Raw genomic sequence first — 14,273 nt, forward strand, 5'->3', positions numbered from 1 at the left:
TATGTGTATAAGAGACAGGTCGGCGAGCCCACGGGCCGCCGCGCCGCCGAGTCGACCGGCAGGCGCGCCGAGCCCACCGGCAGGCGGGTCGCCCCCGAGCAGCTCAGCGGTCAACGGCCGATCCCGCCCGTGAACCGCCCGCCGCTGCCCCCCGAGGCGGGCCACCGGTCCGCCCCGCCGCAGCCGCCCGTCGACCAGACCGGCAGGCGCGCCGCGCCGCCCGTCCCCCCGGTCGGGCACCCCGGCGAGGCCACCGGCACCCGTCCGCGACCCGTCGTCCCGCCGTCTGTGCCGCCCGCTGACGGCACGGGCAGGCGTCCCCGGCCGATCGCACCCCTACCACCCGGTGCGGCTCCTCAGCCGCCGCGTGGGGACCTCACCGGCCCCCGGCCGATCCCCGGCCGCGACGCGACCGGCCCCCGCGCCGTGCCGCCGCGCCCGGAGGCGACCGGCCCTCGACCGGTCCCGCCCGGCGCGGGTCCACTGCCGCCCAACCCCGGCTCCAGCGGGTCGCTGCGGATCCCGATGGACTCCTCGGGTCCCCGCCGCGCGCCGAACACCCCGGCGGGCGACGCCGTGGAGCCGCCGCGGCCGCCCGGCCCCGAGCGCCGCGAGGAGATCGACCCGGCGAGCCTCACCACGGAGATGGAGGCCATCGGCGAGGACGTCAAGAAGCGCCGCGAGGTCGACCACACGCTGGCGCGGTTCTCCGCTGTGCACGACGAGCTGGCCGAGCAGGAGCGCAAGCGCAAGGAGCGCAAGCAGAAGCTCATGCCGTGGAAGGCCGAGGAGGACGAGGACAAGACCGAGTACGCCGAGCCCGTCGTCCTCGACGAGGACGGCGAGGTGCTGCCCCCGCGCGGGCGGACGCCGAAGCACTCGAAGATCGTCCGGATCCTCAAGATCATCTCGTTGACGTCGGCCGTGCTGGTCTTCGTGTCGGTCGGCCTCGGCTGGGGCGCGCTGCAGTGGGTGGACAGCAAGTTCACCGAGATCGACGCGCTCGGCTCGAACACCGCCGCCGTGCAGGACGCCGAGAAGCAGCTGGGCGACGAGAACTTCCTGATCGTCGGCTCCGACACCCGCGCGAACGCGAAACCGCAGGACGGCGTCGGCGACGCCCAGAACGAGCAGGGCGCCCGCTCGGACGTGCTGATGCTGGCGCACGTCCCGGCCGACCGGAAGCGCGTCGTCGTGGTGTCGCTGCCGCGCGACGTGCGGGTCGACCGGCCCGCGTGCGAGGGCTGGGACCCGGCGACGGGCACCTACACCGGCGAACAGGTCGAGGCCGCCAAAGGAGCCATGGCCAACGAGGCCTACGCCGTCGGCGGCCCGAAGTGCGTGACCGCGATGATGAGCGGGATCACCCACCTCAACATCAACCACTTCATCAGCGTCGACTTCAACGGCTTCAAGAGCATGGTCGACGCGGTCGGCAGCGTGAACGTGTGCGTGCCCAAGCCGATGAAGGACGACGAGCTGGGCGTGCTGTTCGACAAGGCGGGCAAGTACGACATCTCCGGCGACCAAGCGCTGAACTACGTGCGCGCCCGCAAGGTCTCGGGCGAGGTGTTCGGCGACTACGACCGGATCACCCGCCAGCAGAAGTTCCTGTCCTCGTTGCTGCGCAAGGCGCTGTCCAACGAGATCCTGCTGAACCCCGGCAAGCTGAACTCGTTCATCAACGCGTTCGCGGCCTCCACGCAGGGCCAGAACGTCGGCGCGGACCAGCTCCTCACCCTCGGGCAGTCGTTGCAGGGCCTCGAAGCGGGGCGCGTCAGCTTCGTGACGATGCCGCACCGCACCGAGGAGGGGCCGACCCCGAGCCCCGACGACAACACCGAGGAGTTCGTGCCCGAAGAGGCGAACCGGTTGTTCCAGGCGATCATCGACGGCACTCCGCTGCCCGGTGAGACGCCGGACGCGAACCCGACGGGCTCGCCGTCCACCGGCGCCGCCCCGCCCGCCCAACCGGGCAAGGGCAAGGTCGTGGACGCGAAGTCGGTGAAGCTCCAGGTGCTCAACGGCGACCCGGACAACCCCGGCGCCGCCACCCGGCTCAAGGACTCGCTGAAGGGCGTCGGCTTCGACGTCGTGCGGTTCGACGACAACCCGCCGGTCGACAAGACGATCATCAAGTACGGGGCGGGCGGCGAGGACGGGGCGGCGACCCTGGGCGCGGCCGTGCCCGGCGCGACGCTCCAGTTCGACGCGTCGATGGGCAGCGCCGTGGCCCTCGTCATCGGGCCCAACTTCGACGAGAAGGTCGTGTCACCGCAGGGCGGCACGGCGCAGAACACCGCGTCGGGCCAGACCGCTCCTCCCGCCGATCTGTCCATTGTGAACGGTGGAGCCGACCCCTGCGCCTAGTGCGCTGCCAGGGGTTAGGCCCGTCGGACACCAGCGGTTCATCCGGGGTTCATGCGACGATGTCGCTGCCGCGACACGGCCGAAGTACGCTGTCGGCATGCGTGAGGCCTACCATGACCAGCTCGGACAGCTCGCCAACCAGCTCGCCGACATGTGCGGCATGGTCGGTGACGCCATGGAGCGCGCGACCACCGCGCTGCTCGAAGCGGACCTGGCTCTCGCCGAACAGGTGATCGGCGACGACGCCAAGGTCGACGACGTGCGCGCCAGCATCGAGGAGCAGTCGTACGCGCTGCTCGCGCTGCAGGCGCCCGTCGCGACGGACCTGCGCACGGTGCTCGCGGTCATCCACGCCGCGGAAAGCGTTGAGCGCATGGGAGACCTGGCCCTGCACGTCGCCAAGGCCGCCCGGCGCAGGCACCCGCAGGCGGTGCTCGGCGACGACGTGAAGCCGTACTTCGCGGAGATGGGCCGCATCGCGGTCGAGCTGGCGCGCGAGGCGACCGACATCATCCGGACGCAGGACGTGGAGCGGGCGCGGCAGATCGAGGACGCCGACGACGCGATGGACGACCTGCACCGCCACCTGTTCACCGTGATCATGGACAAGGACTGGCCGTACGGCGTGGCCTCGGCCGTCGACACGACGCTGCTGGGCCGCTTCTACGAGCGGTTCGCCGACCACGCCGTGTCCGTGGCGAAGCGCACCGTGTTCGTCGTGACGGGCCGGATGCCCGGCTACGGCGCCGACGGCGACCAAGAGCTCTGACCCGCTGATCCACCAAGGGGCCCCGCCGCCGCGGGGCCCTTTTTCCTTGCCCGGAAGTCTTCTGGACAACGGAAAAGACCCGCCCCGAACGAAGTTCGGAACGGGCCTCCGGGAAGTCCCCGACTCAGCCGAAGCGGCCGGAGATGTAGTCCTCGGTCGCCTTCTGCGTGGGGTTCGAGAAGATCTTCTCCGTGTCGTCGACCTCGATGAGCTGGCCCGGCTGGCCGACGCCCAGGAGGTTGAAGAACGCGGTCTGGTCGCTCACGCGGGCGGCCTGCTGCATGTTGTGGGTGACGATGACGATCGTGTAGTCCTTCTTCAGCTCGGTGATCAGGTCCTCGATCGCCAAGGTGGAGATGGGGTCCAGCGCGGAGCACGGCTCGTCCATCAGCAGGACGTCGGGCTGCACGGCGATCGCCCGCGCGATGCACAGGCGCTGCTGCTGGCCACCGGACAGGCCGCCACCGGGGCGGTCCATGCGGTCCTTGACCTCGTTCCAGAGGTTCGCGCCGCGCAGCGACCGCTCGGCCACCTCGTCGAGCTGCTTCTTGTTCTTGACGCCCGCCAGCTTCAGACCGGCCACCACGTTGTCGCGGATGGACATCGTGGGGAACGGGTTGGGGCGCTGGAACACCATGCCGATGGTGCGCCGCACCTGCACCGGGTCCACAGTGGACGCGTAGATGTCCTCGCCGTCCAGCTGGACCGAGCCTTCGACCCGTGCGCCGGTGGCGACCTCGTGCATGCGGTTCAACGACCGCAGCACGGTGGACTTGCCGCAGCCGGACGGACCGATGAACGCGGTCACGTTGCGCGGCGGCACGGAGAGCGAAACCTGCTGGACGGCGTGGAACTTGCCGTAGAAGAGGTTGAGGTCCTTGACGTCGATGCGCTTCGCCATCGGTGGTTACCGCCCGCTCACTTGGTCTTCGGCGCGAGCCACCGCGAGATCACGGTCGCCAGCAGGTTGAACAGCGTGATGATCAGGACAAGGGTGATCGCCGCGCCCCAGATGCGGTCGAAGCCCGCGTCCGTGGGGTTGTTGCGCTCCGACGTCATCAACAACGGCAACGAGGCCATGGGGCCGTCGAAGAGGTTGTAGTTGATGTACGGGGCGTACGCGGCGAGCACGAGCACCGGCGCGGTCTCGCCCATGACGCGGGCGAGGGCCAGCATGACGCCGGTGAGGATGCCGGACAGCGCGGTCGGGATGACGATCTTCACGATCGTCTTCCACTTGGGGATGCCCAGCGCGTAGGACGCCTCGCGCAGCTCGTCCGGCACGATCTTGAGCATTTCCTCCGTGGTGCGCACGATGACCGGCACCATGAGGAGCACCAGCGCGAGCGACACCGCGAAACCGCTGCGGCCGAAGCCGAACGTGGTGATCCACAGCGAGTACACGAACAGCGCCGCCACGATCGACGGGACACCGGTGAGGATGTCGACCATGAACGTGGTCGCCTTCGACAGCCGCGAGCGGCCGCCGTACTCCACCAGGTACACCGCGACGAACAGGCCGATCGGCACGGAGATCACGCCGCAGACCAGGCCCTGCACCAGGGTGCCGTAGATCGCGTGGTAGACGCCGCCACCGGTCTGCCGCGACAGCAGGCCGGACAACGACTTCTGCCACCAGTCGGCGTTCAGCACGACCGGGAGGCCGCGCTGGACCACGGTGTAGAGCACCCACACCAGCGGGACGACCGCGATGAGGAACGCCAGGCTCACCAGCACGGTCGCGAAGAGGTTCTTCGCCTTGCGCGAGCCGCTCACGCTCTGGAACGTCGGCGGGGTCGCCAACCTGGAGAGGTCGGCCGTGTCGGTGCTCATTCGTACTCCTTACGACCGGCGACGATCGACCTGGCGGCCGCGTTGACCAGGAAGGTCAGCACGAACAGGACGAGGCCGGCTGCGATGTACGCGCCCGCCGACTTGGGGTCGTTGAACTCCGGGGCGGCCAGCGCGATCTTCGAGGCGAACGTGGCGCCGCCGTCGAAGAGGCTCCAGCCGAAGTTGGAGCCGGTGGCGCTCAGGATGATCGTCAACGCGATGGTCTCGCCGAGCGCGCGGCCGAGGCCGAGCATCGAGGCGCTCACGTAACCGGCCTTGCCGAACGGCAGCACGGTCGTGCGGACGACCTCCCACTTGGTCGCGCCCAGCGCGATGGCGCCCTCGATGTGGGTCGGTGGCGTCCGGTCGAACACCTCGCGGCTGACCGCCGTGATGATCGGCAGGATCATCACCGCCAGGACGATGCCCGCGGTGAAGATGGTGCCGCCCAGGGCGATGCTGACGTTGCCCTTGGCGAACAGCGGGATGAACCCGAGCGCCGAGGTCAGCCACTCGCCGAACGGCGTGAGCACCGGGCCGAGGACGAACAGGCCCCACAGGCCGAAGATGATCGACGGGACGGCCGCGAGCAGGTCGATGACGTAGGCGAACGGCCTGGCCAGCCTGCGCGGCGCGTACTGCGTCAGGAAGAGCGCGATGCCCATGGCGACCGGCATGGCGATGATCAGCGCGAACGCGGCGGACACCACGGTGACCAGGAACAGGTCGAGGATGCCGTACCGCATGTTGCTGACGTCGCCGGTCGACCACTCGCGGCTGAAGAGGAAGTTGACGTTGTCCAGCGCGAGCGACGGGATCGCCTGCACGAGCAGGAAGATGCCGATCGCCCCGATGAGGACCACGATGAAGATGCCGGATCCGGTCGCGAGACCCTTGAAGATCCGGTCTCCCGGTCGGACGTGGGGTGACTTCGGTTCGACTTCCGTTTGGGGCGGAATCGGAGCCTCCGGGGGTGGCACTGGGGTGTGGGCCGAAGCCCCCCGAGGGGCACCGGTGTCACCGGTGCCCCCTGGAGGCTTGACCACGACGGGGTCGCTCATCGTGTGCTGGCGTCGACTCTGGAGTCTGCCGGCTGACTCAGGCGATCGCCTTGATGGCGGTCAGGATCTTGTCCTGGAACGCCTTGGGCAGCGGCGAGTAGCCGGCGGCCGTGAGGCCCGCCTGGCCGTCGGTCGCGGCCACCGTGAGGAACGCCTTGACGGCCTTCGCGGTGTCGGCGTCGTAGCCCTTGGAGCAGACGATCTCGTAGGTCGCGAGGACCAGCGGGTAGGTGCCCGCGGCGGTGGAGGCGTAGATGGAGTTCAGGTCGAGGACGAGGTCGTTGCCCTCACCCTTGATCTTCGCGCCGTCGATCGCCTTGCCGACGGTCTCGGGGGTCAGCTCGACCGCGCCCGCACCGTTGTCGATCTTCGCCACGGACAGCTTGTTGTCCTGCGCGAACGACCACTCGACGTAGGTCACCGCACCGTCGACCGAGGCCACGGCCTGCGCGACACCGGCGGACTTCTCCTTGCCCTCGCCGAGGCCGCCCTTGAACGCCTTGCCGTCGCCCTGGGTCCACGCGCCCTTGGAGGCGGCGGTCAGGTACTTCTGGAAGTTGTCCGTGGTGCCGGACTCGTCGGAGCGGTAGACGACGGTGATGTCCTTGTCCGGGAGCGTCGCGCTGCCGTTCAGGGCCTTGATCGCCGGGTCGTTCCACTTCTTGATGCCACCGTTGAAGATCTTGGCGGCCACCTCGCCGCTCACGGTGAGGTCCTTGACGCCGTCGAGCTTGTAGCCGATCGCGACGGGGCCGAACACCAGCGGGATGTTCCACGCCGGGTTGGACTTGCAGCGCGTGGCGGCCGCGTCGGTCTCGCCCTTCTCCTTGGAGAGGGGGGAGTCCGAGCCGCCGAAGTCGACCTGCGCGGCGTTGAACTGCTTGACGCCCGCGCCGGAGCCGGACGGGTTGTACGCGAGGTCCGCGCCCTTGCACTTCTGCTGGTAGACCTGCACGAAGGACTCGATCGCGGTCTTCTGCGCGGACGAGCCCTCGGCGCTCAGCTTGGCCTTGCCGGTGCAGTCGACCTGCTCCGCCGAGGCAGCGGCGGAGGATGCTCCGCCGGTCGACCCCGCCGGAGCGTTGTTGTCGCTGCCACACGCGGTGAGCAGGAGCGCGCCGGCCGCGATGAGGCCGAGCGTTGCGCCGTGCCGCTGGATCTTCACCTGAGGGTCCTCCACCTACCGAAGCTTTCGCGGTTTCGCGACGGACGTCGCCGCTCGCTACGGAAGGTAGGCAGCGAGAGTGGACGGCTTCCCTAGTCGAGGTGAACGGGGGGTGAACAGGACAAGGGCACTCGATCGGGAGACGCCATCGATACACGTCCGTGACCTGCGTGTTCGCCTTACGTGATGACCCGGCTACTAGCGGCCGTACTGGACGTCCGCGTCCCACAGGGTGAACCCCAACCGGGTGTACACCCGAACGGCTGCTGCGTTGTCAGATTCGACGTAGAGCATCACCTGGCGTAGTCCCTGGTCCTTCAAGTAGCGCAAGCCCGCCACGGTCAGGGCCTTGCCGAGACCGCCGCCCTGTGCCTCCGGGTCGACGCCGACCACGTAGACCTCGCCCAGCGGCTCGGGCAGGTCGTGGACCTTCGTCCAGTGGAAACCCCGCAGCTTGCCGTCGGGGTCCACGGCGAGCAGGAAGCCCTTGGGGTCGAACCACTCCTCGGCTTCCTTGTGGGCGACGTCCTCGATGCTCATGGCGCCCTGCTCGGGGTGCCAGTCGAACGCGCGGTGGTTGACGTAGACGACCGCGGCCTCGTCCTGGCCGGGCACGAACGCGCGCAGGCTCACGCCCTCGGGGAGCGGAGCCTCGGGGAGTTCCGCTTCGAGGCTCAGGCGCATGCGCAGCAGCTCGCGGACCTTGCGGAAGCCGTGCTTGGTGGCGAGGGCGTCCGCGTCCGGGTGGCCGCCGTGCGCCCACACGCGCAGGGTGGTGGCCTTGGCGACCACCGCCTCGCCCAACTCGGCCCCGAGGCCCCGCTTGCGGTGGGCCGGGTGGACCACGAACTCGGCCACCTGGTTGCCCGCGGCGTCGCCGAGGAGGTCGAGGTGCGCGTAGCCGACCACCTCGCCGTCGACCCGCGCCAGGAGGTGGGCGCTGCCGTGGGCGCCGGGGCGCATCCGGAGGCGGACGTGCTCGCCCACCGGGGCGACGCCGTCGGTGCGCTCGGCCGCTTCCAGCACCACGACGACCTCGTCGGCCTGGGACTCGGACAGCTCGGTGAACCAGCTCAGTTCCGCCACGGGGGCGACGCTACCGCGTGGTCGGGAGGGGAGATCAAGGTGCGTGAGGTGGAGGTTCGGGCGCGAACTTGCCCTCCGGGACGACCCGGAGTAACTTCCTAGGAAGCTAACTTCCCAGGAAGTTAGCTTCCCAAGAAGTTCAACCAGCGGTGGAAGGCGGTTCGCGATGCGGTGGGACGGGGTTCGGCGGAACGGGGCGAGCCGTGGGTGAGCACCTGCCTCCCCGACCGGAGGTCGTCGCCGAGCAGTGGGAACGGGAGCTGGAGGGCCTGGACACGACGACGTTCCTGCTGGTCTCCACGGTGCAGCGGCTGCGGAGGCACCTGGAGCAGGCCTTCACCGACCTGGCGCGGGACCACGGCCTGCGCCCCGCCGACCTGCGCGTCCTGCTGGCGCTGCGCCGGTCCGGCCCCCGGTGCCAGCTCAGCCCCACGGCCCTGTTCCGCGAGCTGATGATCACGTCCGGGGCCGTGAGCAAGCAGATCGACGCGCTCTGCGACCTGGGCCTCGTCACCAGGGTGAACGACCCGGACGTCCTGCGCGGCCTGCTGGTCCGGCTCGAACCGGGCGGCCGCGACATCGCCGAATCGGCGATGCGGCGGATCAGCACGTCCTACTGCGGCCTCGAAGACCTGGACGGCGAGCAGGCGGCCACCGCGCTGGCCGCGCTGCGCTCGCTGCTCACCACCGTCGAGAACTCCTCGGCGGTCACCGGCGCTCCCCAGCGCCAGAACTAGGAGATACCCCGCGATGCCCAAGATTCTCATCGTCCTGACCGCCGCTCGGGTCTGGAGCCAGAACGACGGCACCCAGCGCCCGACCGGGTTCTGGGCGGAGGAGTTCGTCGCCCCGCACCGCGCCTTCCGCGACGCGGGCGTCGACATCACCATCGCGACCCCCGGCGGCAAGACGCCCGTGCCGGACGCGATGAGCCTCGCCCTGGAGGCGAACAACGGCGACGCGGCCCTCGTGGCCGACGTGACCGCGTACCTGGAGGAGACCCGCGACCTGCTGGAGCACCCCGCGAGGCTGGAGGACGTCGACCCGGCCGACTACGACGCCGTGCTCGTCCCCGGCGGCCACGGCCCCATGCAGGACCTGGCCGTGAACCCGGACGTGGCGCGCGTGCTCGGCGCGATGCTGCCGGACGACTCGAAGGTCGTCGCCGCGCTCTGCCACGGCCAGTCGAGCTTCCTGTCGGCGGGCACGCCGGACGGGACCTGGCTGTTCAAGGGGCGCAAGCTGACCTCGTTCACCGACGAGGAGGAGACCGTCACCGGTCTCGCGCTCAACGCGCCGTGGCTGCTGGAGAAGCGCCTGCGGGCCGGTGGCGCGGAGTTCACGTCCGGCCCGGCGTGGGGGCCGTTCGTCGTCGTGGACGGCAACCTGGTCACCGGCCAGAACCCCGCCTCTGGCAAGGCGGTCGCCGAGGCCGTGCTCGAAGCGCTGGCCGCACGGGTCTGAGAACACGACGAGCCCGCCCCGTTCGCACCGGGGCGGGCTCGTCGGCGTCCTAGACGCGGAAGAACTCCGCGTCGTCGAGCGCGGTCGTGTCGGCCGGGTCAGCCAGCTGGTCCACGCCGCCGCGGCGGACGGCGCCCGGACGCGGAGGGCGGACGAACTTGTAGCCCACGTTCCGCACGGTGCCGATGAGCGACTCGTGCTCGGGGCCGAGCTTCGCGCGGAGGCGTCGCACGTGGACGTCCACGGTGCGGGTGCCGCCGAAGAAGTCGTAGCCCCAGACCTCCTGGAGCAGCTGGGCGCGGGTGAACACGCGGCCCGCGTGCTGCGCGAGGTACTTGAGGAGCTCGAACTCCTTGTACGTCAGGTCGAGCGGACGGCCCTTGAGCCGGGCCGTGTAGGTGGCCTCGTCGATGACCAGCTCGCCGAGCTGGATCGAGCCGTCGCCACCGGTCTGCGCGGTGCCGCGCCGGGAGCGCACGAGGCGCAGGCGGGCGTCGACCTCGGCGGGGCCGGAGGTGGGGAGCAGGATCTCGTCGACGCTCCAGTCGGAGGTGACGGCCACCAGGCCGCCTTCCGTCACGACGGCGACGACGGGGACGTCCACGCCGCTGCTGTCGAGCAGGCGGCAGAGGCTGCGAGCGCCCGCCAGGTCGGTCCTGGCGTCGACCAGCACGATGTCGTGCGGCCCGGCCTCCAGGAGTGCGGAGACCTCGGGTCGGAGCGGCCGAACCTCGTGGGGCAGCAGGGACAGCGCGGGCAACACCGCCTCGGGGTCTGAGTCGGTGGTCAGCAGCAGCACGTCGATGCTCATCGCGGGCCCTCCTAAGTGGCTGGTGACTGGTCACCGAACCAGCCCAGCAGCGTACGGTGACCGGGCCCCGTTGCCTGCGGATGACGGAGACAATACCGGTGCGATCCACGAAAGACCCAGGTCAACAGGTCAGAGTCACAGTTGTTTCCACAAGCGTCACGCCTGTTACATCCATGTCACACGACGGCGTGCTCCTGCACGGAGTGCACATAACTGCTGTACAGGGCGTTACCGATCTTGCTTTCGTGATCGGCCACGGCTTCACGAACAACGTTCGGAAGCCCGCCGTGAGCCGCGTGCTGAATCGATTTGCGCGGCACGGAGGAGTCGTCGCCCTGGACTTCCGGGGCCATGGACGGTCCGCCGGCCGTTCCACGGTGGGCGCGGACGAGATCCACGACCTCGCCGCGGGGGTTTCGCTCGCCCGCTCGCTGGGGTACCGGCGGGTCGTGACGGTGGGGTTCTCGATGGGCGCGTCGATCGCGATCCGGCACGCCGCGCTGCTGCCGGACAAACCGGACGCGGTGGCGGCCGTGAGCGGGCCATCGCGGTGGTGGGTGCGGGAGACCGCGCCCATGCGCCGGGTGCACTGGCTGCTGGAGCAGCCGCACGGCCGGTTGGCCGCGCGGGCGCTCGGCGTGCGGCTCGGCAGGCGCTGGGACGTCGTCCCGGAGAGCCCGCTGGAGGTCGTGCACCGGATCACGCCCACCCCACTGCTGGTCGTGCATGGTGAGGACGACCACTACTTCAGCCCCGACCACGGCGTCGCGCTGCACAGGGCGACCCGCGGGCACGCCGAACTGTGGCTGGAACCCGCCACCCGGCACGCGGAGTCGGCCATGACGCCGTCGCTGGTGGACCGGATCGCGGCCTGGCTGGCCAAGGCCTCCCTGCGAAGCCACGCGCCCACACGAGAAGGAAAGAAATGACGACCGCCCCGATCCGCAGGACCGCTCCGAAACGCCGACCGTCCAGGGGCCGCAAGTGGATCATCGCCCTGCTGGTGCTGGCCGCCCTGCTCGTGGGCGCGGACTTCGCGCTGGCCGCGGCGGGCGAGTACCAGGTCGCGCAGAAGATGCGGACGAAGCTCCAGCTCACCGAGGACCCGTCGGTGCGGATCAACGGGTTCCCGTTCATCACGCAGGCGCTCAGCGGCGACTACAAGGACATCGAGATCAGCGCGACCGGCGTGCCGGTGAAGGACCAGCTGCGCGACCTCGAGGTCCAGGCGAACCTGCTGCACACCCGCATCGAGCTGTCGAACCTGCTCGCGGGCAACACCAAGGGCGCGAAGATCGACCGCGTCCAGGGCCGGGTGAAGATCAAGGCCAACGACCTGAACCGGCTGGTCAACCAGGTCACGCCGTTCACCGACATGGCGATCGAGCCGGACACCCGCGCCGAGAAGCCCGCCGAGGCCACGGCCGCGTCGCGCACCACGGCGGCGGTGAAGCTGACCGGCAACACGACGCTCGCCAGCCGGAAGGTCTCGCTGACCGCCTTCGGCACCGTGACGCTGGTCAACGGCCAAGTCGTGCTCGGCGTCAACGAGCTGAAGATCGACGACGTGTCGCTGGAGCCGTTCATCGCGCAGCTCAAGCAGGCGCTCAGCATCACCATCGACCCCGGTGTGCTGCCGTTCACCGTGACACCGACCGCGGTGCAGGTGGAGAGTGGGGCTTTCACGGTGGAGGGCACCGTGGACAACATCCCGCTGGACCAGGGCAACGGGTGACATGACCGGAGTGTGGGCACTGCTGGCGGTGCTGGTCGCGGTGGGCGCGATCGGCTTCCTGCTGCGGGCCCGCGAAGGTCGGATCAAGGCCGCGAGGACGACGACCGCCGGGCCCGCGCTGCCGGACCCGGTGCGCGCGCTGCTGCACCCCGACGAGCCGGTGACGCTGGTGCAGCTGTCGACGACGTTCTGCACGCCGTGCAGGCAGACCCGCGTGCTGCTGGCCGACCTGGCAGGCAGGACCGACGGGCTGCACCACGTGGACCTGGACGTGACGAACCTGCCCGAGGTGGCCGCGGAGCTGGGCGTGATGCGGACCCCGACCACCCTGGCGCTGACCCCGACGGGCGTGGAGATCCTCCGGATCGGCGGCGTTCCCCGGCGGGACGCGCTGCTGGCGGCGCTGGAGGACCACCTTTCTGCCTCCAACGGGTGAAAACCGCCTGTTCCAAGTAGTGGACACCACTCCCGACAGGGGAGAACTGCGGTTACGCTCGATGACATGTACGTGCTGCTGACCAAGCGACTCGCGGTGGACCTCTGCCGCGTGCACAGCAGCCTGTGTCGACCGATGCGCTGACCGGGTAGTTCCCGGCGGTCCTCCAGCGCGCGACCGCCCCTGAACCGCCCTGACGGACACCTCTGTCCCCGAGTCAGGAGTCGCATCGTGGTCAAGGACGCCCCGGTAGACCCGCGCGGTCCGCGGTTCACCGCGTGGATGACGGCCGCCGTGCTCGTGGTGGTGCTGCTCACGGGCTGGTGGCCGCTGCTCGCCGCGCAGGCCGCGGTCTTCGCCGCCTCCGGCTTCGTCTCGCTCGGGCTGAACCCGTGGAGCCCGGTGTTCCGGAGCCTCGTCGCGCCCCGCCTCGGTCCCACGACCGAACGCGAGGACGCCGCGCCGCTGCGCTTCGCCCAGGGCGTCGGGTTCGCGTTCGCGCTGGTCGGCACGCTCGGCTACGCGACCGGCCTGACCGGTCTCGGCGTCGTCGCGACCTCGCTCGCACTGGTCGCGGCACTGCTGAACGCCGCGTTCGCCTTCTGCCTCGGGTGCGAGATGTTCCTGCTCCTGCGCCGTTTCGCGCCCGCACTCGTCCGCCAGCACTAAGAGAAACAAGAATTGGGAGCCACTCCGATGAGCCGTGAGAACGTCCTGGTCTCGGCCGCCTGGTCAGAGGAAAACCTCGAAGCGCCCGGCGTGGTGTTCGTCGAGGTCGACGAGGACACCACCGCGTACGAGGGCGGCCACATCCCCGGCGCCGTCCGCATCGACTGGAAGACGGAGCTCCAGGACCAGGTCCGCCGCGACTTCGTGGACCGCGAGGGCTTCGAGAAGCTGCTGTCCGCCAAGGGCATCTCCAACGACGACACCGTGATCCTCTACGGCGGCAACAACAACTGGTTCGCGGCCTACGCGTACTGGTACTTCAAGCTGTACGGCCACGACGCGGTGAAGCTGCTCGACGGCGGCCGCAAGAAGTGGGAGCTGGACGGGCGTCCGCTGGACAAGGACGTCGTCGAGCGCGCGGAGACGTCCTACTCGGCGAAGGAGCAGGACCTCTCCATCCGCGCGTTCCGCGACGAGGTCGTGGCGGCGATCGGCACGAAGAACCTGGTCGACGTGCGCTCCCCCGACGAGTTCTCCGGCAAGCTCCTCGCACCGGCGCACCTGCCGCAGGAGCAGGCGCAGCGCGGCGGGCACATCCCGTCGGCGATCAACGTGCCGTGGAGCAAGGCGGCCAACGAGGACGGCACCTTCCGCTCCGACGAGGAGCTGAAGGCCATCTACGGCGAGGCGGGCCTCGACGGCTCGAAGAACACCATCGCGTACTGCCGCATCGGCGAGCGCTCCTCGCACACCTGGTTCGCCCTGCACGAGCTGCTGGGCCACGAGGACGTGAAGAACTACGACGGTTCCTGGACCGAGTACGGCTCGCTCGTCGGCGTGCCGGTCGAGCTCGGCAGCGGCAAGGAAGGCTGAC

General features: G+C 70.0%; 17 protein-coding genes. 10 read left to right on the forward strand and 7 right to left on the reverse strand.

The window, feature by feature from the left end; genetic code table 11:
* Positions 1-129 precede the first annotated feature (129 nt).
* Together ACFWW9_RS20595 and phoU are read left to right on the forward strand one after the other, a co-directional pair.
* Positions 130-2,370, forward strand: coding sequence for an LCP family protein (locus ACFWW9_RS20595; RefSeq protein WP_390379964.1), 2,241 nt, complete (start codon positions 130-132; stop codon positions 2,368-2,370).
* A 97-nt stretch (positions 2,371-2,467) separates the two neighbouring features.
* A complete protein-coding gene (gene phoU / locus ACFWW9_RS20600) occupies positions 2,468-3,139 on the forward strand; it encodes a phosphate signaling complex protein PhoU (protein ID WP_390379968.1) in 672 nt (223 codons plus the stop codon).
* 124 nt (positions 3,140-3,263) lie between these two features.
* On the opposite strand, the gene pstB is transcribed toward phoU, so the two are convergent.
* The 5 genes from pstB to mshD all read right to left on the reverse strand — a co-directional run bounded on the left by pstB (position 3,264) and on the right by mshD (position 8,284).
* Positions 3,264-4,040, reverse strand: a complete 777-nt coding sequence (gene pstB / locus ACFWW9_RS20605; protein WP_390379971.1) for a phosphate ABC transporter ATP-binding protein PstB — start codon at positions 4,038-4,040, stop codon at positions 3,264-3,266.
* A 17-nt stretch (positions 4,041-4,057) separates the two neighbouring features.
* Positions 4,058-4,972 carry a phosphate ABC transporter permease PstA gene (pstA, locus tag ACFWW9_RS20610; protein WP_390379974.1) on the reverse strand — a complete coding sequence of 305 codons (915 nt, stop codon included), beginning with the start codon at positions 4,970-4,972 and terminating at the stop codon, positions 4,058-4,060.
* A complete protein-coding gene (gene pstC / locus ACFWW9_RS20615; protein ID WP_390379977.1) occupies positions 4,969-6,033 on the reverse strand; it encodes a phosphate ABC transporter permease subunit PstC in 1,065 nt (354 codons plus the stop codon). The genes pstA and pstC overlap by 4 nt, the downstream gene beginning before the upstream one ends.
* Positions 6,034-6,070: 37 nt before the next feature.
* Positions 6,071-7,198: a phosphate ABC transporter substrate-binding protein PstS gene (pstS, locus tag ACFWW9_RS20620; RefSeq protein ID WP_390379980.1), complete on the reverse strand. Its 1,128-nt coding sequence runs from the start codon at positions 7,196-7,198 to the stop codon at positions 6,071-6,073.
* Positions 7,199-7,396: 198 nt separating this feature from the next.
* On the reverse strand, positions 7,397-8,284 hold the full coding sequence (gene mshD, locus ACFWW9_RS20625; protein ID WP_390379983.1) for a mycothiol synthase: 888 nt from the start codon (positions 8,282-8,284) through the stop codon (positions 7,397-7,399).
* Between the two features lie 203 nt (positions 8,285-8,487).
* Here mshD and ACFWW9_RS20630 point away from each other — a divergent pair, with 203 nt between their 5' ends.
* Positions 8,488-9,021, forward strand: coding sequence for a MarR family winged helix-turn-helix transcriptional regulator (locus tag ACFWW9_RS20630; protein WP_390379986.1), 534 nt, complete (start codon positions 8,488-8,490; stop codon positions 9,019-9,021).
* Between the two features lie 13 nt (positions 9,022-9,034).
* A complete protein-coding gene (locus tag ACFWW9_RS20635) occupies positions 9,035-9,748 on the forward strand; it encodes a type 1 glutamine amidotransferase domain-containing protein (RefSeq protein WP_390379989.1) in 714 nt (237 codons plus the stop codon).
* Between the two features lie 49 nt (positions 9,749-9,797).
* Here the strand turns inward: ACFWW9_RS20635 and ACFWW9_RS20640 are convergent, their stop codons facing one another.
* Positions 9,798-10,559, reverse strand: coding sequence for a winged helix-turn-helix domain-containing protein (locus tag ACFWW9_RS20640; protein WP_390379992.1), 762 nt, complete (start codon positions 10,557-10,559; stop codon positions 9,798-9,800).
* Positions 10,560-10,735: 176 nt separating this feature from the next.
* The gene (locus ACFWW9_RS20645; protein ID WP_390380179.1) at positions 10,736-10,912 is read right to left on the reverse strand and encodes a hypothetical protein; all 177 of its coding nucleotides are present in this window, start codon (positions 10,910-10,912) and stop codon (positions 10,736-10,738) included.
* On the opposite strand from ACFWW9_RS20645, the gene ACFWW9_RS20650 reads away from it, so the two are divergent.
* The 6 genes from ACFWW9_RS20650 (at position 10,856) to ACFWW9_RS20675 (ending at position 14,272) form a co-directional block, all read left to right on the forward strand.
* Positions 10,856-11,488 carry an alpha/beta hydrolase family protein gene (locus ACFWW9_RS20650; protein ID WP_390379995.1) on the forward strand — a complete coding sequence of 211 codons (633 nt, stop codon included), beginning with the start codon at positions 10,856-10,858 and terminating at the stop codon, positions 11,486-11,488. The genes ACFWW9_RS20645 and ACFWW9_RS20650 overlap by 57 nt on opposite strands.
* Positions 11,485-12,294 (forward strand): DUF2993 domain-containing protein, encoded by an 810-nt coding sequence (locus tag ACFWW9_RS20655; protein WP_390379998.1) that lies wholly within the window; start codon positions 11,485-11,487, stop codon positions 12,292-12,294. Before ACFWW9_RS20650 ends, ACFWW9_RS20655 begins: the two co-directional genes overlap by 4 nt.
* Position 12,295: 1 nt before the next feature.
* Entirely contained in the window at positions 12,296-12,730 is a 435-nt protein-coding gene (locus ACFWW9_RS20660) for a thioredoxin domain-containing protein (protein WP_390380001.1), read from the forward strand.
* A gap of 66 nt (positions 12,731-12,796) precedes the next feature.
* Positions 12,797-12,874, forward strand: a complete 78-nt coding sequence (locus ACFWW9_RS20665; protein WP_390380167.1) for a putative leader peptide — start codon at positions 12,797-12,799, stop codon at positions 12,872-12,874.
* Between the two features lie 87 nt (positions 12,875-12,961).
* Entirely contained in the window at positions 12,962-13,399 is a 438-nt protein-coding gene (locus tag ACFWW9_RS20670; RefSeq protein ID WP_390380004.1) for a DUF4395 domain-containing protein, read from the forward strand.
* 27 nt (positions 13,400-13,426) lie between these two features.
* On the forward strand, positions 13,427-14,272 hold the full coding sequence (locus ACFWW9_RS20675; RefSeq protein WP_390380007.1) for a sulfurtransferase: 846 nt from the start codon (positions 13,427-13,429) through the stop codon (positions 14,270-14,272).
* Position 14,273 lies beyond the last annotated feature (1 nt).

Origin of the sequence: Umezawaea sp. NPDC059074 (genome assembly GCF_042738955.1) — a bacterium.
Taxonomy (GTDB): domain Bacteria; phylum Actinomycetota; class Actinomycetes; order Mycobacteriales; family Pseudonocardiaceae; genus Umezawaea.

Coding starts and splice junctions, on each gene's coding strand:
- ACFWW9_RS20645 (WP_390380179.1), bottom strand. CDS start 10,912: ATGGCCCCGGAAGTCCAGGGCGACGACTCCTCCGTGCCGCGCAAATCG.
- pstC (WP_390379977.1), bottom strand. CDS start 6,033: ATGAGCGACCCCGTCGTGGTCAAGCCTCCAGGGGGCACCGGTGACACC.
- phoU (WP_390379968.1), top strand. CDS start 2,468: ATGCGTGAGGCCTACCATGACCAGCTCGGACAGCTCGCCAACCAGCTC.
- ACFWW9_RS20655 (WP_390379998.1), top strand. CDS start 11,485: ATGACGACCGCCCCGATCCGCAGGACCGCTCCGAAACGCCGACCGTCC.
- ACFWW9_RS20675 (WP_390380007.1), top strand. CDS start 13,427: ATGAGCCGTGAGAACGTCCTGGTCTCGGCCGCCTGGTCAGAGGAAAAC.
- pstA (WP_390379974.1), bottom strand. CDS start 4,972: ATGAGCACCGACACGGCCGACCTCTCCAGGTTGGCGACCCCGCCGACG.
- ACFWW9_RS20640 (WP_390379992.1), bottom strand. CDS start 10,559: ATGAGCATCGACGTGCTGCTGCTGACCACCGACTCAGACCCCGAGGCG.
- ACFWW9_RS20635 (WP_390379989.1), top strand. CDS start 9,035: ATGCCCAAGATTCTCATCGTCCTGACCGCCGCTCGGGTCTGGAGCCAG.
- pstB (WP_390379971.1), bottom strand. CDS start 4,040: ATGGCGAAGCGCATCGACGTCAAGGACCTCAACCTCTTCTACGGCAAG.
- ACFWW9_RS20660 (WP_390380001.1), top strand. CDS start 12,296: ATGACCGGAGTGTGGGCACTGCTGGCGGTGCTGGTCGCGGTGGGCGCG.
- ACFWW9_RS20665 (WP_390380167.1), top strand. CDS start 12,797: ATGTACGTGCTGCTGACCAAGCGACTCGCGGTGGACCTCTGCCGCGTG.